This is a genomic window from Fischerella sp. PCC 9605 (assembly GCF_000517105.1).
In the GTDB taxonomy this organism is placed as follows: Bacteria; Cyanobacteriota; Cyanobacteriia; order Cyanobacteriales; family Nostocaceae; genus PCC9605.
The window spans coordinates 918,572-936,962 of the sequence record NZ_KI912151.1; the positions used below are offsets into that span (position 1 = coordinate 918,572).

The 18,391-nt window shown below is 41.8% G+C and carries 11 protein-coding genes and 2 pseudogenes; 5 read left to right on the top strand and 8 right to left on the bottom strand.

The annotated features are described in order from the left end of the window. Positions 1 to 434 precede the first annotated feature (434 nt). The 7 genes and pseudogenes from FIS9605_RS0129100 to FIS9605_RS0129130 all read right to left on the bottom strand — a co-directional run bounded on the left by FIS9605_RS0129100 (position 435) and on the right by FIS9605_RS0129130 (position 9,278). Positions 435 to 875 carry a Crp/Fnr family transcriptional regulator gene (locus FIS9605_RS0129100; protein ID WP_026735718.1) on the bottom strand — a complete coding sequence of 147 codons (441 nt, stop codon included), beginning with the start codon at positions 873 to 875 and terminating at the stop codon, positions 435 to 437. A 47-nt stretch (positions 876 to 922) separates the two neighbouring features. Beyond that, entirely contained in the window at positions 923 to 1,309 is a 387-nt protein-coding gene (locus tag FIS9605_RS0129105; RefSeq protein ID WP_026735719.1) for a four helix bundle protein, read from the bottom strand. A gap of 76 nt (positions 1,310 to 1,385) precedes the next feature. After that, positions 1,386 to 4,421 (bottom strand): annotated as a pseudogene (locus FIS9605_RS38565) (MFS transporter). A 289-nt stretch (positions 4,422 to 4,710) separates the two neighbouring features. Continuing rightward, the gene (gene infC / locus FIS9605_RS0129115; protein WP_026735720.1) at positions 4,711 to 5,244 is read right to left on the bottom strand and encodes a translation initiation factor IF-3; all 534 of its coding nucleotides are present in this window, start codon (positions 5,242 to 5,244) and stop codon (positions 4,711 to 4,713) included. A gap of 651 nt (positions 5,245 to 5,895) precedes the next feature. Next, positions 5,896 to 7,821, bottom strand: coding sequence for an ABC-F family ATP-binding cassette domain-containing protein (locus FIS9605_RS0129120; RefSeq protein WP_026735721.1), 1,926 nt, complete (start codon positions 7,819 to 7,821; stop codon positions 5,896 to 5,898). A gap of 119 nt (positions 7,822 to 7,940) precedes the next feature. Next, positions 7,941 to 8,357: a DUF1824 family protein gene (locus FIS9605_RS0129125; RefSeq protein WP_026735722.1), complete on the bottom strand. Its 417-nt coding sequence runs from the start codon at positions 8,355 to 8,357 to the stop codon at positions 7,941 to 7,943. Positions 8,358 to 8,423: 66 nt separating this feature from the next. Beyond that, positions 8,424 to 9,278 carry a prohibitin family protein gene (locus FIS9605_RS0129130; protein WP_026735723.1) on the bottom strand — a complete coding sequence of 285 codons (855 nt, stop codon included), beginning with the start codon at positions 9,276 to 9,278 and terminating at the stop codon, positions 8,424 to 8,426. Positions 9,279 to 9,381: 103 nt separating this feature from the next. Between FIS9605_RS0129130 and FIS9605_RS0129135 the strand changes: the two genes are divergently transcribed. From FIS9605_RS0129135 to FIS9605_RS0129150, 4 genes are all read left to right on the top strand, one after another. Next, entirely contained in the window at positions 9,382 to 11,163 is a 1,782-nt protein-coding gene (locus tag FIS9605_RS0129135; protein ID WP_026735724.1) for an ABC transporter ATP-binding protein, read from the top strand. Between the two features lie 130 nt (positions 11,164 to 11,293). After that, a complete protein-coding gene (ccmS, locus tag FIS9605_RS0129140) occupies positions 11,294 to 11,722 on the top strand; it encodes a beta-carboxysome assembly chaperone CcmS (RefSeq protein WP_026735725.1) in 429 nt (142 codons plus the stop codon). A gap of 204 nt (positions 11,723 to 11,926) precedes the next feature. Beyond that, a complete protein-coding gene (locus FIS9605_RS0129145; RefSeq protein WP_026735726.1) occupies positions 11,927 to 13,075 on the top strand; it encodes an NAD(P)/FAD-dependent oxidoreductase in 1,149 nt (382 codons plus the stop codon). Between the two features lie 242 nt (positions 13,076 to 13,317). Then, complete coding sequence (locus FIS9605_RS0129150; protein WP_026735727.1) at positions 13,318 to 15,393, top strand: S-layer homology domain-containing protein; 2,076 nt, start codon at positions 13,318 to 13,320, stop codon at positions 15,391 to 15,393. A 308-nt stretch (positions 15,394 to 15,701) separates the two neighbouring features. On the opposite strand, the gene FIS9605_RS0129155 is transcribed toward FIS9605_RS0129150, so the two are convergent. Further along, positions 15,702 to 16,952 (bottom strand): MFS transporter, encoded by a 1,251-nt coding sequence (locus FIS9605_RS0129155; RefSeq protein ID WP_035140318.1) that lies wholly within the window; start codon positions 16,950 to 16,952, stop codon positions 15,702 to 15,704. A gap of 524 nt (positions 16,953 to 17,476) precedes the next feature. On the opposite strand from FIS9605_RS0129155, the pseudogene FIS9605_RS38570 reads away from it, so the two are divergent. After that, positions 17,477 to 18,383, top strand: a pseudogene (locus FIS9605_RS38570) (histone deacetylase family protein). Positions 18,384 to 18,391 lie beyond the last annotated feature (8 nt).

Consider the following 18,391-nt stretch of genomic DNA (forward strand, 5'->3'; position numbering starts at 1 on the left):
ATTGGCAGGAGTTATGGTTGATGGTTAGGCTGTCGCCTAGCCCTGTCAAGGTGAGAAGACTATTTTCCTCTTTGTGTCTTAGTGTCTTAGTGTTTCAATCATTCTTTTTTCACCACCCTACTCTGCCTTGAGCCGCTGCGCGTCTACGGGTTCGCCAGTCCCCCCTAAAGGCAGAAGCCAAGACGGGGGCTGGTCTCACCAAGACACAAAGCTTGCCCTCGAGCGCAGCGTAGACGCCCGCAAGGGCGGCTTCCCGTAGGGTAGGGACACCAAGAAAAATCCATTTGGTCGCCTAACTATCAACCTATCCCACTAATACAAGAATTAGGAAAATGTCACACCGGGAAAAATTCAAACGGGAAAATGCCGGGTTTCAAAACCATCATTACCCTGAGCAAAAGAAAACTGATTGCACATACACAGTAGTTAGCGATCTAATTTTTTACTCTAATCGCGTTGATTTTCTCATTCAGTTCCCGAATCCGGCGAGATAGAATACCAATAATATTGACGGCAATTTCCGGAGTTTCGTCAATTGCTTCGTAAAGCTGTTCTTGTGTCAATTCTAAACATTCACAAGGTTCTAAAGTTGTTGCCGAGGCAGAACGCGGTTGAGCATCAAATACAGCCATTTCCCCGAAAGATTCACCCTTAGGAAACACTGCTAATTGTTGATTGCCGATATGAACTTTGACTTTACCGGAAACAACAATGTAGAGCGATCGCCCTTCATCGCCTTCTTTAAAAATAGTGTAATTGTTGGGAAACGATAACTCATCCATTACAGAAGCTAACCGGACGATAAAATCATCGCGCAATTCTTTAAAAATTGGTACTCTCCGGACAAATAGTAAACGCTCAACGGTGGATAGCATAATCTAAGGTTAGTGGTTAGTGGTTAGTGGTTAGTAGTTAGTGGTAATTAATAATTTTGTTTTTGTGTTTTGGCAGCTTTGTCAAGATATTTGAGATATGCGTTTAGCTTAGGTGATAAGTCATTAATAATAGGTTCAAGTCTATCTAATTGTTCATTCGTCAATAATTTACGAGTGTACGCTCGTTTTAACCAGTACCTAGTTTCATGTAAAGAACCTCTGGCAATTTTTACAAATCTTTGATTATCTTGAAAATTATGGCGTCCAGCACCTTCTGCTATATTCGCACCAATACTATCAGCAGCACGGATAATTTGCTTACCTACTGTATCTTTTTCAAAGAAACTCCAGTGTATAACAATATGCCAAATGATGTCTGCCAATTTTTCAGCCAATTGGAAAATTTGTAAATCTTCAAAATTAGATTTTTCCATTCTTCCTTTCCTACTAACCACTAACCACTAACCACTAACCACCAACCACTAACCACTAACCACCAACCACTAACCACTATCTACTAACTTGATACTTCTCCATCAACTCTTTCACTTGAGCAGCCACAAGCGAATTAGGATCTTTTTGCAATTGGGGAAGAATTTTGAAAAGGATGCGGGGTGATACTGTACTCAAATATGCGATCGCTGCTTCTCGTACGAAACCAGTAGGATGATGCAGGCTTGCTAAAACCTGTTCGGTTGTCAGTCGGATACGGGCAACTTGAGCAAAATGAAAACAGCAAGCTAAGCACCAATCAGAAAGTAAATGTCCTTGTATTAATAAACGACGGGTACGTTCGCTGACTGCCATTTGCTCGTATTTTGTTATATCTGCCGCTAATAGATATTGCAGTTTTTCTGCTGGCGATCGCCGATCTAAAATATTCAGCAACAAGGATTTATTATGTAAATTCACTGTATGTTCTAAAATTTCTAATCCTCGTGCTAAATTTACTATTGAATCAGACCGCAGATTGAATACTGCTGCCTGAATTTTATCTATAGGATAAAGTAGCTGTAGTAGTAGCAATAATCGTTCTTTTATATCGATTTCTAATTCTAGAATTGCCCGCTGTAGTAATGATAAAACGGCAAAAATTCTAATACCTGAATGATATGTATCTAAAGTTTCTTGTGTTTTTAAATCTATATATTGACCGTAAGTGTCGGCTTGAGTTTGGAAGTCTATATAAGCAGCATAAATTTCACCTAAAAAGCATAATTCCTGTGCAATTAAAGTTTTCACCCTCATTTCATAATACCGATCCACCGAACCGATAATTCCTTCTTTTTGCAGCCTTTTCAATAAAGCGCGGAGAATATAATCTCTGTTAGTACCCCGAGATGTTTCTAAATGCTGCCATAAAGCATCGATCGCTTCTAAGCTGGGAACTTAACTAATGGTACGCCAAGCATACATCCGCACTACTTCCGGTTTATAAATATTGGTAGCTAAGTCAATTAGCATTGGTAAAGCTTCATTCTCTAGTCTTACTAAGGCTTGCATAGCTGCATTTCGGGTTGACTTGTAGTAAAGCCCCCCTAGTAAGGCTGGGTAGTACTCTTCTAAATGAGTTGCCGCAATCATTTCTAATACTGCAAAACGCACCCGCAAGGACTCATCCTGCAACAAATTCGGGATATGAATTCGTAGCGCCTGTAAATAAACTGCTTCTCTGAGGGCTTTTACGGCATTTACCCGTTCCCTTTCTTGTTGATGAGTGAGCATCCGCCGCAAGGTTTTGGTAGCAGCTACTTTTTGCATCGGTGTTCCTTCACGCAACAATAATGCAGCAGCTGTAGCGCGAATAATTGAGTGTTGATCCTGTTGTAGGTACTGTTCTAATTGGCTGACATCTGGATCTGATTCAGCCAACCAAACGTAGCGTAGGGCTAGGGCAAAAACTTCTGGGGTAACACGGTGTTGGGGTAGTTCTAACAAAGCCCGGACTTCCAGTAAATAAGCAGGATTTACACCCGACATCAGCATCACTTCCAAACTAGTTTTTTGCAATGAAGGGGGTAGTTTGACTAACAGAGGTGCTAGCACTTCTGTTGCGCCTTGGGGGTCAATTTGAGATAAAAGCTCAATACAAGAACGTTTATCTGGTTCGCTACCTTTTTCTCCTAAAGCTTTAACGACTGCCTGCTTGAATGCACGCAAATCTACATCTGTACCACTTAGTTGTCCCTGTCCTGCGCTCAAAACTAACAGATTAACGTAGTGCGATCGCAAAAACCAAATCACTCCCAAACAGCACACAGCTACGGCCACTGTTTCTACTACCATGAGCGAGTCATGTATGGGCATGGGTAGAAGTCGCCTTCCCAACCACAAGGTAACTAAAATCGCTACACCTGCTGTTCCAGCACCGAAGGCATCGGCAACACCTCCCGATAATGACTGGATGTAGCTGCGAATTTTATCGGGGATTGGTTGGAAAAGCAGAGGCCCGCTACTGACAACAAAGGTGTAACGCAGAAGTTCGTCTAAGAATTTGAGAATAACTAAACCCCATAAAAGATTGCCGGAATAGCCCAAAGGCAACAATCCTAACAGGGGAATCGTTAGGGGCATTAAAATGCCTACGGTAACTGGTAAAGTTGCAGCAGTAACAAACACTCCAAAGCGTTCGAGAGCGCGACTGGAGATAAATAACTGCATTCCTAGCTCGCATACTCCCGTAATTCCACCTAATATGCCCAAAAAGCTAGCAATATCTTTACCCTGAAAATTAGACTTTAGCTGGCTAAGATATTGAAAATCTATTAACACTCCCATTGCTTGCAAGAGAGCAAAAAAGGCAAACAATAACCAGGCGTAACGCTTCAGTGGGGCAAAAAGGCGGCGTTTTTGAGAGTATTGTGTTTCTTCTATTTCTTTTTGAGGAACATCTGGGAAAGCCTGCGGATAATTTTGACTGAGATACAAAAGAATGCCCGCTCCCAAGGCGATAAATATACCAGCGATGGGCATAATTACGTTATCTAGCCCGACGAATAGCAGCAGAAAAGGCAAACTAAAGCCGCTGAGGACATCAGCAACTAAAACGCCACTGCTGATGAGTGGGTAGGCGCGTTTAATCTCCCGAATGTTGAAAAGTTGGTTGGCAACGATCGAGGTGTTGAGGTCGTTGATCGTGTAAAATGCATCTACCCATAATCGCAGCAAAAATATCATAGGTACTGCTAGGTAGGAAACGTGCAAACCCAGACGCAATAAAAGTAATGGCACAAACATGCATGGCGCGATCGCCACAATTACCCGCCGCAAGGGAAAAATCTTTTGCAGCCAAGAATATAAAATTACTAAGACTGCACCTATGATTGCACTGGCGATATAAATCCAAGGTAAGGATTTAGCCCCGTACTCATCCAAAAACAGTGCCACCGCAGAGTCTTCTGACCAGCGCAATCCTACTGAGGTTATAGTATAAAAAGCGAACATCAACCAAGTGCGATCGCTTTCCTCCGGTCGGAGATTTACCCACTTGAGTAATTGCGACAGAATGCTTCTTTTTGGAGCAGCCCAGTAATTTTTCAGTTCCATGCAGTTTTCTGTGCTACACGTTTAATTTGTTGGTAGTTGGTAGTTGGTCGTTGGTTGGTAACTGTATTCCAAACAACAAACAACAAACAACAAACAACACAAATTAGTTGCTCAGTTCTGCATGACCAGTATTGTTGACTCCATTCCTGGAAACAGCAAAAATCCTGAGCAACTGAGTATTATTTTTCCCACTCAGCACTCAGGACTATCATTTTGGATTTTAATTTGTTGATGGTTAGTAGTTAGTAGTTAGTAGTTGGTTTTTTCCACTAACTACTAACCAAATCAATTACTTCTTCGGCGAAAGGAGCATCATCATGTTTCGTCCTTCTTTTTTGGGTGCTTGCTGTACTTCCGCAACTGCTTCTAGATCCGCAGCCATGCGCTTGAGCAAATCTTCTGCTAGATCGCTGTGCTGTATTTCTCGACCTCTGAACATCACAGTAGCTTTCACTTTATCGCCATCTTTGAGAAAACGTTCTGCTTGCTTAACGCGCACGTTGTAGTCATGTTCTTCTATCTTGTAGCGCATCTTCACTTCTTTAACATCAGCTGTGTGCTGCTTCTTCCTGGCTTCCCGCGCTTTCTTCTCCTGCTCAAATTTGTACTTCCCATAGTCCATAATCCGACAAACCGGGGGGTCAGCCTTGTCACTGAGCAGCACTAGATCCAGCTCTTTTTCCTCTGCTAGTTGCAGCGCTTCCTGCGGGGACAGAATTCCCAGTTGGGTTCCATCAGTATCAATGACCCGAATTTTCGGGAAGCGAATTCTTTCATTAATTTGGGGCAAATCGCGAGTTCTTTTTTTCTCAGTCACTGGCATTATGATTTGTGGGAGCTCTTTGTTAAGAATTGGGTTTGGTATTGTTTAATTTGCCTCAGGAGCATAAAAAATGAATATCTGAGGACTAATAATCAGGTTTACAATTCTAGGGTAACTAATTCCGTAGAATAGTTTTTCAGCGATCGTATATGCCATTCTACTCATTCTGAGAGAATTTCTATTCAATAGTTAACCTAAATTACACATCCGCAGCATTTGTTAACTATTGTAGCATTTATTTGTTATATTATTGACATCTTAACCTTTCAGTATACATTGTACTAATGCAGATTTTAAATCCAATATTTCTCAAAATCAATGTATTTCAGGTCACAAAAAAACTTTTTCCAGTATGATTACTGAGAAAAGGCGATAGAACATTGTTGGCAACTCCTCGACCATTAGGTATGAGGATTCTTCCTTCACCCAACGTTGCCTCTAAAAGCAGTGCCTTTAGATGGTCTTACAGGTTGTCCAGAAGCGGTAGCGAGATGCCCTCCCGCCAAAGTCGTAAACCTTCATCTCTGAATATTTATGGCAGCATTAATATCCCTGTCGTGTAAAGTATAAATAAGGCGAGAAAAAGGGTAAACAAGAAGAGAAACAGAGATTTTGATACTCTTTTGCACCCTTACTGGAAAATGGCGATTTTTAAGACTCAATCTCAGCTAATTCTAACCATCGCTCTGTCGCCGTATCAATTGCTTGCTTCAGCGTTTCCACCTGTTCGTAGAGTTTTTGGACTTGGGTGTAATTTCCTGCTGGAACATTCGCCATTGCTTTTTCTGCTTCTGCTTTCTCAGCTTCTAATTGAGCAATTTTATCTTCCAACTGCTCAAACTCCCGCCTTTCCCAAGTCGATAGGCGCTTTTTCTTTTGAGGTTCTTTAGGTATAGACGTTGCAGGGAACATCTCTACGTTTTTCGTCTTTTCCTTTGTATTAGTAGATTCTTGTTGCTTTTCTTCTTCAGCTTTTTTGTAGTCAAGATACACAGAGTAATTACCAGGATACTGTCGAATATTTCCTTCTTCTTCAAGAGCAAAGATTGTATCTACAGTGCGGTCAAGAAAATAACGATCGTGGGAAACTACAATTATACAGCCGTTAAAGTCTTCTAAATATTCTTCCAACACTGCTAACGTCTGTACATCTAAATCATTTGTCGGTTCATCTAATATCAAAACATTAGGCGCACTCATGAGAATACGCAACAAAAATAAGCGCCGTTTTTCACCACCAGAAAGTTTATGAATAGGAGCATATTGCTGATTTCCTGGAAATAAAAATCGCTCCAACATTTGGGAAGCAGTAATTTGCGTACCGTCGGCAATTTTGACGTATTCTCCTTCTTCTTTGATATAGTCAATCACGCGCTGATTTTCGTTTAACGCAGTCAGTAATTCTTCAGAATGCTGGTCAAAATAGCCAATATGAATCGTTGTACCGATTTCCACACTACCTGTATCTGGCTGCACGCGCCCAGTGATAATATCCATTAAAGTAGATTTACCTGCACCGTTACCGCCGATAATACCAATACGATCTTCTGGATTAAATTCGTAGGTAAAATCCTTGATTAAACTGCGTTCGTTGTATGCTTTAGAGATGTGATTGAGTTCAATCACTTTTTTACCGATGCGACGACTAGGTGTTGAAATATCGACTTTACCCTGAGCTTGTTTAAACTCCGTCGCTTGCATATCGCGAATGCGTTCTATTCTAGCTTTTTGCTTAGTACTTCTGGCTTTTGGCCCTCTTTTTAACCATTCCAACTCGCGCCGCAATACTCCTTGAAATTTGCGCTGACTGCTAATAGCGGATTCTTCGGCTTGGGTCTTTTTTTCCAGGTAGTATGAATAATTACCAGAGTAAGTATAAATGTCACCTCTATCGATTTCAATAATACCGTTGGTGACGCGATCTAAAAAGTAGCGATCGTGAGTAATGAGCAAGAGTGCGCCGCGATAACGGTTTAAATAACTTTGCAACCACTCCACAGAATTTGCATCTAGATGGTTTGTCGGCTCATCCATGAGCAATAAATCTGGTTCTGATAGCAAAGCTGTAGCTAAGGCAATACGTTTGCGATAACCTCCAGATAAAGTTTTGATAGTAGCATCAAAATCTATAATTCCTAATTTGGAAAGAATTATTTTGGCCTTAGTTTCCAGTTCCCAAGCACCTATTGCATCCATACGCTGCATCACCACAGAAAGGCGGGACATCAGCTGATTATCTTCTGGATAGTGAGCGAGTTTATCGGATATTTCTTCATACTCACGCACCAAAGCCATTTTTTCACCACTGTCAGCAAATACTTGCTCTAAAACTGTGTGATTTTCGTCTAAATCTGGCTGTTGAGGCAAGTATACAATCTTAGCGCCAGAATTAACTAAAATTTGACCTCCATCAATCGGTTCTAGTCCGGCAATCATTTTTAATAATGTTGATTTACCAGAACCGTTAGTGCCAATTAAACCAACTTTATCAGTAGCATCTAGACTAAAACTGGCATCTTTGAGAATTTCTTTGATGCCAAAATCTTTTTTAACTGATTGTAGTGTAATAAGACTCATAATTTTTATGTGATTAACTTGGTGTCTTAGTGTCTTGGTGGTTCAAATATATATTTTATGAACCACCAAGACACCAAGGCACAAAGAAAATTCAATATTGAAATTTACACCCTAGTATATTAAACAAATAAATCTAGAGGTAAATGACCGTACATTTCGTTAATTCCCTCTGGAGAGTATGACTGACAAGATACTAGTACACCCCGATGATGACCTGAATAAGAATCGATATGACAAACACCATTTTTGCCGTTTAACTTGATATAAACAGAACCATCGATTACAGGTAAATTACTTGGTGGTTCATATCCTAAGGCGAGAGAATAAGTTTTCATTGCCAGCATTCCTTCTGCCTCTGTGTCAGCGCAAATACCTAAAATCTGGTAATCAGAAAGCTTGGCAAGCATCAGTAAAGCCTCACGAATTAAAGTTTTTTCTGATGTCTTAATTTTTGGTGCAATGTCTACACAATTGAATTTATTAAGGATTTTTTTGGCTTCGGCAATGGTGAGATTAGTTTGATTTCTACTTGACATATATCGGTTTATTATCTACTGGATGTATGCTTTATTGTTCAGATAGGTTTGGTTTTGTTTACAATTTCAATCTGGACTTGAGCCTTGTATATTACTCAGATTGAAAAGGAAGGGAACACTACTTTGTGCATCTTTTCCCATGACGAGAACTTTTGGCATTTGGGCACCCCCACTTTTCCAAGCTTCAATCGCTTCCTTTTGCAAAACTAACTGCCCTCCTTGGGCTTTTAATGTTTCTGCTAAAAGCCTTTGAGCTTCTGCTTTTCCCTTGGCACGATTAATATCTGCCTGTGCTTCTTGTTCGGCTTCTTGCGCTACATATACTGCTCTTTGCGCTCTTTGTTCAGCAATTTGTTTTTCCTCTACAGCTCGTGCAAATTCTGGAGAAAAAGTTAAGTCAATTACGCTCGTATCTAAAACTATTATTCCATATTTTTCTAAGCGTTGACTTAGTGCCGTATCAAAATCTTCCTTGAGGTCATTTCTTCTTGTAATTGACTCTTCTACAGTCCTTCGAGCAGCTGCAATTTTGAAAGATTCCTGAGTTTGGGGAGCAATAATTTTGGCAACGATATTCTCTAAACTTCCTTGTTTTCTCCTAATCTCAACTACTTGTTGTGGATCAATACGAAAATTTATGGCGAATTTAGCTGATAGTTCTTGCAGATCTTTTGTGGCACTTTGAGCAGGTATCTCGTATTTTTGCACAGTTACATCATATACATCTACTTTGGATATGAATGGCGCTTTGAGATGAATACCCTCTAGTAATGCTCCATCTCTGGCTTTACCTAAAATACTGAGGACTCCCGCCTCACCTGGGTTAATAATGATAAAGGAATTGAGAGTCAATATAATAAGTATCGCTGCTGCAATTCCTGCTACTATACTTTGCCAATTACCAAATTGCTGGTTTTTCAACTCCCTATCTCCTTTTATTTGTGTTAGGTATCTATGGCTTGATGATGAAGCTTCACTGCTGGTAAATGAAACGGCTGTGACTACAGTATTCAAATCTCATCAAATGCATAGAAAGCGTAGGGGTTCAGTCCATCCCCTCAAACGCCTGTTGGACTACGGACAGCAGTATCGTAAAAAAATTTGGCATGCAAGTATTTTTTCTATCCTCAATAAGCTGTTTGATTTAGCACCATCAGGGTTAATTGGCATCGCGGTAGATGTAGTAGTAAAGCAGCAAGATTCTATCATTGCACGGTTGGGTGTCAAAGATATTTTTGGACAATTTTTAATTCTTTCTTTCCTGACTGTCATTATTTGGATTTTAGAATCACTTTTTGAGTACGCTTATGCTACATTTTGGCGCAATTTAGCGCAAAATATCCAACACGATCTGCGTCTGGATGCTTATCAGCATTTACAAGATTTGGAACTAGCATATTTTGAAGAACGCAGCACTGGTGGTTTGATGTCTATCCTCAGCGATGATATCAACCAACTGGAACGCTTTTTAGATGAGGGAGCAAATGACATTATCCAAGTTATAACAACAGTAGCTATTATTGGCGGTGCTTTTTTTATTTTGGCTCCTGGTGTGGCATGGATGACAATGTTGCCTATCCCTTTTATCCTTTGGGGAACATTTGCTTATCAAGATGTACTCGCACCTCGCTACGCTGATGTTCGAGAAAAAGTAGGGTTAATTAATTCGCGTTTGGCAAATAATTTAAGCGGTATTACTACTATTAAAAGTTTTACTGCTGAAGATTACGAAGTCTCGCGCTTAGCTAAAGAAAGTGATGCATATCGCCGTAGTAACGCTAGAGCAATTCAACTTTCTGCTGCCTATATTCCCTTAATTAGGATGTTAATATTGGTGGGATTTACGGCATTACTATTCTTTGGTGGTTTGGCAGCAGTTAATGGCAAAATTTCTGCTGGTACTTATAGTGTTTTAGTGTTTTTAATTCAGCGATTGCTATGGCCGTTAACGAGATTAGGCGAAACTTTTGACCAATATCAACGAGCAATGGCTTCTACAAATCGAGTCATGAATTTGTTGGATACTCCTGTTGCTATACATCCGGGAAATTTATTCTTACCTGTGGAAGAAGTACGCGGGGAAGTAAAATTTCAAAATGTTTCTTTTGCATATCAAGATAGACAAGCTGTAATCAAGAATCTGTCTTTGGATATTCCCGCCGGCAAAACTATTGCCATTGTTGGTTCTACTGGTTCTGGGAAAAGCACTTTAGTTAAACTTTTATTACGGTTTTACGAAGTGCAATCAGGAAAAATTACTTTGGATGGTATTAATATTCAAGAGTTAAATTTACAAGATTTGCGCCGCTGCATGGGCTTGGTCAGTCAGGATGTATTCTTATTTCATGGTACTGTAGCAGAGAATATCGCCTACGGAACATTTGATGCCACAGAAGAACAAATTATTGTGGCTGCTAAGATTGCTGAAGCACACGAATTTATTACGTGCTTGCCCCAAGGTTATGAGACAATTGTTGGAGAACGGGGGCAAAAGTTATCTGGCGGACAGCGCCAACGAATTGCGATCGCCCGCGCCGTATTAAAAAATCCACCCATTTTAATTCTAGATGAAGCCACCTCGGCAGTGGATAATGAAACAGAAGCAGCCATTCAGCGATCGCTAGAACGGATTACCGTTAATAGAACAACGATCGCGATCGCTCACCGTCTTTCTACCATCCGCAATGCCGATCGTATCTATGTCATGGAATACGGGCAATTTGTTGAATTTGGAACCCATGAAGAATTGCTAGAGCAAAACGGAGTATATGCTAGCCTCTGGCGCGTACAGTCGGGTTTGAGGTGAACAAATGGCGGACAAGATGTCCGCACCACAAGAAATACTTTGTACTTTTGCGTCTATAGGTGAGATTATTCTTTCATAACAACAAAGAAACCTTCAATCCCAAATCTCAAATCTAAAATCCAAAATTGATATGATGTTCGGTAATACCCAACCAGAATCACCAGATAACAAATGGCGTCGGCAATTAGATCAATTTGTGAAAGCACATCAGCAAGAACTGGCAGCGCTGTCTTGGGGTTTGTGGTTAGAAAATGAAGATAGAAAGGGTACTATCGGTATTGCTTTGCAACCAAAACCGCACTTTGTTTATTGCCCAAAAGACGCAATCGAAAAATTAAATAGTAGTGTCGAGAATAGACTTCAGGAAGTGTTGGGAATTGTAGAACATTATCAACCCGAAGTCGAAGTTGTAATGATAGGTATTGGGAAAGACCAAATTAAATTAATTCATTTTGAACCGCAACCAGCACCACCAACCTGTTTTGAACAAATTGGAAAAGATGTAGATACTTTATTAGACATATTAGAACAGCGTCTAGGCGAACAAATACAAGCGTAACTATAGCAACTCAACTATCTATTTGCCCCTCACACAGCTAAGTACAGCGTTTCATTTACTCGTCGCGAATTCTCTTTAGAAAGACTTAGCGTTCCTCTGCATTTACTCTGCGTTAAAAACCTACAATTTTATGCAAATACAAAATCCCAATATTATGTTATCAACATAATCTCTAAAAAAACGCTCTGAGACGGAAACAACTGTATGCGAGAGATGAGTTATTGGGAGCGAGAGAGTGTATTTCATCAAAATAACGTTGCGATCCTAGGAGCCGGGATTGTAGGATTAAGTGCTGCGATTGAGCTTCGCAACAAATTGCCGGATGCTCGCATAGTAGTTCTCGATCGCAGTATTATTCCCTATGGTGCTAGTACTCGAAATGCCGGGTTTGTGTGCTTTGGGAGTATCTCTGAACTGTTAGAGACTACCCGTTTTCTGGGTTCTGAGGATAAAACATTCGCCATTGTCGAGAAGAGAATACGCGGACTTCAACGTCTTCTCCATACCGTGGGATCTCTCACAATTGACTACGAACCAGCTGGAGGTTTTGAGATATTTCGAGCCGAGGAAGAACAGTTGTACATGCAATGTCTTGAAGTGCTTAATCACTATAACGATCGCCTGAATGCTCTCTTGGGAATACGAAAAGTATATCGATGCGTCGATAGTCGCATTAAGGAATTTGGCTTCAAGGGTGTGCAACATATCATTGAGAACCGAACAGAGGGGTTGCTCAATACTGGAAAGCTCTTTCGCCGCCTTTACACCTTGGCTACTGAAAGAGGTGTTCAGATATTTGGTGGAGTAGAGGTTGAGACGTATGAAGAGACAGCGAATGAAGTACTAGTTCATACAAAACAAGCAACTTTTCGCACAGAAAAACTGCTGATCGCAACCAATGGCTTTGCTAGAAGGTTCCTTCCACAGGAAGTCACTCCAGCTCGAGCACAAGTACTGATTACCAAACCTTTATATGATGGTGTTCCCTTCAGAGGAGGATTCCATTTAGATCAAGGATACTACTACTTTCGGAATGTTGAAGATAGGGTCATGCTTGGTGGTGGCCGAAATCTCGATTTTCATGGTGAAACTACTGATAAGATGGGAACAAGTCAAATTATCCAAGCAGCGCTTGAGCAACTTTTACGAGAAACAATTCTTCCAGGAAGGCAATTTCAGGTAGATATGCGTTGGAGCGGGATTATGGCGGTAGGTTCCACAAAAAGCGATCCTCCAATTGTTAGACAGCTTTCAGGGCGAGTATTTGCCGCAGTCAGAATGGGAACAATGGGTGTAGCAATCGGAAACCTGATCGGTGCTGAAGCAGCAGAGATGATTGGCTCATCTTTGTAGGCATAGCAGGGTTGTAGTTGGCAATTCACATAGTCGCAGATTTAACCCAAGAAGGAATTGCCGTTGGCTTATACGTCAACAAGAAAGTGAAAGTGCTTATTAATATTGTCGGTTAGCGTATAATCACTATATATAAATATTCATAAAGTATCAATTTTATGTTAGTTTCATCCACGCTAAGGGATTAATAGGTATGGGATAACTTAAAACCCATCTAATTCTACCTAGTTATACGGTGTGAGATGAGATATAAAAATAACATTAGCTCGGCTCTGTTCAGTAAAGTATTTTTTACTGCTGCTTGTGTAGCAATGGTTTCGCCGATGGCTTCGGCATTAGCAGTTTCTGGGGTCTCTACCACCGTTGAACAAAAACCGAATAATTCCACAGAACAACAACTCTTACTGGCAGACGACGACATAGACGATGACGATAACGATGACGATGATGATGACGATAGAGAAGCAAATCTGCCAGAACCCGTCAAAACAGCAATTTGGCAGGATATTTCCCAACGCACAAATATGGGAGTTTCCGCTTTACGCATCGTTAAGGCAGAAAAGATAACCTGGTCTGATGGCTGTTTGGGTTTAAAAGGAAATGGAATTTGTTCTCAGGCTTTAGTACCCGGTTGGCAAGTTGTCGTTGCTGGCAATAGACAAATGTGGGTGTATCGCACTGACGAGTCTGGAAGATTAGCCAGGCTAGATGAAGAGTCAACGCAAATAGTCAGCGCGACTATGGCGAAGGTACAATCTGTGACTCAACAAACTAGCAGTCGCAGCACGATGCAACGCCGGACTATGACTGTACAACAACGCAGTACCCAAATCAGTGCGGCAAATAATGTTGCAGTCACAAGCAAAAAACCTGGTTTCACCCTTGCCATTCTGCAACCATCCGGTAATTATTCGGAAGTAATTACCCGTGTTTCCGTCAAGGCTAAACGTGGCAAAGGTTATCTCAAAGAACGCTTTTTAGGCGATTACAAATACAAAATTAAGTCCAAGGCAAAATTTGTGAAGGGTTTAAAAGCAGGCGATCGCATTGTTGTGCGCTTGTACGATTTGCAAAACCGCTTTATCGGCTACAGCGAATTTGAATGCATGTCGGCAAACACAATGGTAAACCTGATTTTGCCAGCCAACCCCACAGAATATAAAGTTGTTCGCACCGTTTACGGTCTTGACAGCAACTCCGACGGTACGATCGACGCAGGTTCTACCACCTACGACTACTTTACTCAACTCAGTGGTGAGCGTGTCAGCTTCCTCAGCAGTTCTCAACCAGTTAAAGTTAATCAGTTCCAAGTCCAAAGTTTGTCAGCAGTAGCTACAAACAGTGTTTATCCGGCGTCCTTCCGTCAAGGCGAGTTTGCATTGCTTCGCCAATCGGTCAATATTGCCAGCGCCAACCTCGCAGCGGCTTTAAAAGCTACTCCTGGTAGTTTGGTATCAGTCACCGAAGTCAGCGATGATGATACCTACGATATCGCTCAATTAATGATGGATTATCGAGAAGTAGGTGTAGCCAACGGTATCCAGGTGAAGTTTGATGATGTGCCAGCTAATCACTGGGCGAGAGAATTTATTGCCGAGTTGGCGGCGTTAGAAATTATCGAAGGTTTTCCCGATGGTAGCTTCCGTCCCGATCAAATGGTAACTCGCGCCCAATTTGCAGCGATGATTAATCAAGCTTTTGAAAAGGTGAAAGTTCGCAGCGCGATTAAATTCAAGGATGTGTCAACAGCATTCTGGGCATACAGTGCCATCCGCGAAGCTTATCAAATGGGTTTTCTACGGGCTGATGACGATGAGTTCAAACCCAATGACAGTCTTTCTCGCCTGGAAGCATTGCTAGGATTTGCCCAAGGACTCAATTACAATGTCAGTGGTTCTACAGAAACGATTTTAGCAGCTTATACTGATGCAGCGATGATTCGCAGCGATGTCCGCAGTGCGATCGCTGCACTCACAGAACGAGGTATCGTTGTTAACTATCCTGATGTTCAGACCATTAATACTGACAAAGTAGCAACGAGAGCTGAAGTATGTGCTTTGCTTTATAAAGCATTAGTTAGCACTGGTGAAGTTGTGGATATATCCTCTCAGTATGCAGTGAGAAAAACGCAGCAGCAAGCGGAAATGAACCAAGAAGCAGAAGTGGAAAGGCGCAATTATAATCAGGTAGAAAGCAAAGAACCTCGTCGTCATTGTAACCAAGGCATTGGTAATGGTGCTGAAGGGTGTGACCCTGGTAACTCCCGTCCACATGGCGGTAGTAACGACGAAGGCGGACGTATGCCGGGTCGTAAATAGTTATTAGGTACTCAATACTTCTCGGATAAGCGCGTTTCATTTTCATTTGTGTCTGGTAAAAGGTAAAAGGTGAAGGGGTAAGGGGTGTCGCTTCTATCCTTTTCCCTTTTTCCTTTCCCCTTTAACCGAGAGGTATTGATTAGGTACTGGGTATTGGGGAATAGCCTAACCCAGTTCTTATTCACCGTATTTTAATTTATCACCGTATTTTTGCTGTCATTATTTTGTACATAAATATCTCTCGTAAGCATAAGCGTTATTTTTAAACTATACGGTTTAGTTTGTCCCTAGTGTCAGCAGTAAAGCTATTATGAGCGCAATCGAGCTGGGACTTCCTGCCAAAATAGTGGAATTGCTATCAAACCAGAAATTAACTGAATGCCGCCAAAAGTGGCAAGAGACAACCCAAACCCAAAGTGTAGTAGCTCTCCAAAGATGAGGCTGCCAACACCAAATCCAGTGAACAGAGTAAACACTTTCAGTCCCATAGTTTGACCTAAATTATTGCCATCCCCCAAGTCAGTGACGATACCCACAAACAAAGGTTGTGTAAGGTCGTACCCCAAAGACAAGACGAGAACCGCTATCGTAGTTACATGTGCAGGAATATCAAAAATCATAACAATCCCAGCTAGGGCTGCCATAACTAGTCCTGACGGAATTAGCCAACGTCGTCCCCAACGATCTACGGCTCGACCAATCAGGGAACTCAGCAGTAATCCAGGAATGCCGTAGCCGAGAATGGTCAAACCAATGCTCAAGGCATCCATGTTGTAACGTTGCGACAAGTACAATCCTAGCCAGGTATACACACCAGAGTGGTAAATGCCGTTCCACAAAACATAAGCATAGGTTCGTTGTCCTCGAAAAGTAGTTAATATCTGGCTGTATCCCCTAAATATCTGACGAATGCTGGGTAGATTTTCTATTTTAGGTGTATCGAATAGAGCGCCGTAAAGATGAAGCCGCCAAAGTACGAAAGCAGCAAGAACAGCCGTACCGAGAAACAGCGATCGCCAACCTAAAAATGGTTCAAGAATAGCGCCACCCGCAGAACCCGCCGCCATTCCTCCTTCCATAGCTGCAAACACCAGTCCTAGCTTGCTGCCTCGTTGCTCAAATGGGAATAAATCGCCAATCAATGCAAAGGTGAGTGGAATAACTCCACTAGCTCCAATTCCTGTCAGCAGTCGCCAAGCCGCCATTTGCGAAGCCGCCTGAGCCGTTGCGGTCAACGCTGTACAGATAACAAAAATTGTCAGCGAGATGCGAATTATAGACCACCGTCCGAATCGATCTGACAGCACGCCGTAAAACAATGCCATCAGCGCGTAGGATAACATGTAGGCTGGAACAATAAATCCAATTTCCTGAACTGGAACGTTAAACACTTCAGCCAAACGCGGAATCAGGGGAGCGATCATGTATCCCTGAAGAAAAATTAAACCAGCAGCAATCGAAAGTAAGGCAAACAGGTGTTTATGCTGCTTGAGGCGAATCGTGCGATCGGCTACTTCAGCATGAGGTAGGTGCTCAATCTGCTTTTTGCGGTTTGGCATGGATTTAAAATCTCCTAATTCACTTTCCGCCCTACAGGTCTGGATGCTAAAAATTCATAAACTAGGCTAAAACAGTTAACGCCAAAAACTGGCAGAGCAAATACTTCACAAAAGTCAAAGTTTCATGACTATTATGTTAACATTGATTAATTTTCCATCAAAATTGTTACTAAGTCTGGATTCCAGATTTTAGAACTCGTTGCGACGAGGCGGCAACGTTGAGATCGCCAACTAATACCACGCTGCTGCTGTTTACGTTTTGATTGCTCGGAGTACAGCAGTGCCAGCAAATCCTCATTCCAATTTTGATGATTGGGTGGAAGTCTCTTAGCTCGGGGTAGTGTGACTGTTGCTGCGACCAGGGAGAAACTAAACAGTTTAGTTTATATAACGGTGATTGGGGAAGAAGTAGTTTTCTCTCCCATTACCAACCAAGAGTGAATTCACATTAGACGTAAATTAGGATTTAGATTTATACAGGTTTTACAATACCGCATGACTTAAGAAGTCGCTAATAGCAAAAAATGGACTTACCGCTGGTTTACCATCCAGATTACGTGGCCCCATTGCCTGAAGGTCATCGCTTCCCGATGCCCAAATTTTGCCAACTCTATGAACTGCTGTTAGCTGATGGCGTGGCGCATCCTCAGCAATTTCATCTCCCCCAACGTCCATCAAATGAGTTAATAGAGTTAGTTCATACTCCAGAATACGTTCAAGCTTACTGTGAAGGAACCCTGGAGCCAAAAGCACAGCGGCGTATTGGCTTGCCTTGGAGTCCAGCACTAGTAAACCGTACCTGTGTAGCGGTCGGTGGTACGATACTCACAGCCAAGTTGGCATTAAGTCACGGTTTAGCTTGCAATACTGCTGGCGGTACGCATCACGCCTTTCCTAGTTATGGTTCTGGTTTTTGTATTTTTAACGATTTAGCTGTTGCTTCCCGCGTCTTGCAAAAACTCGGGCTTGCTCAGAAAATTCTCATTGTAGATTTGGATGTTCATCAAGGAGATGGCACTGCTTTCATCTTCCAAGGCGATGATAGTGTTTTCACCTTGTGAGGTCAATTTCCCGGGTAATAAGCAAAAAAGCGATTTGGATGTCTCCCTCCCAGTTGGGATGGAAGATGATGCCTATCTGCAAACTTTGGCAGAATATCTACCAGATTTGTTATCGGATATCAAGCCTGATTTAGTTTTTTACGATGCAGGTGTCGATCCTCATGTAGGCGATCGCCTGGGAAAATTAGCTTTAACCGACACTGGCATTTACCGTCGGGAAATGCAGGTTTTGAGTACCTGCGTTGCAGCTGGCTTCCCTGTTGCCTGCGTTATCGGTGGCGGTTATGCTGATGACCTAAATGGATTGGTTTATCGTCATTCTTTGGTGCATCGCGCTGCTAGTCAGGTGTATCGGCAGTTGCGACTTTGATACGGTAC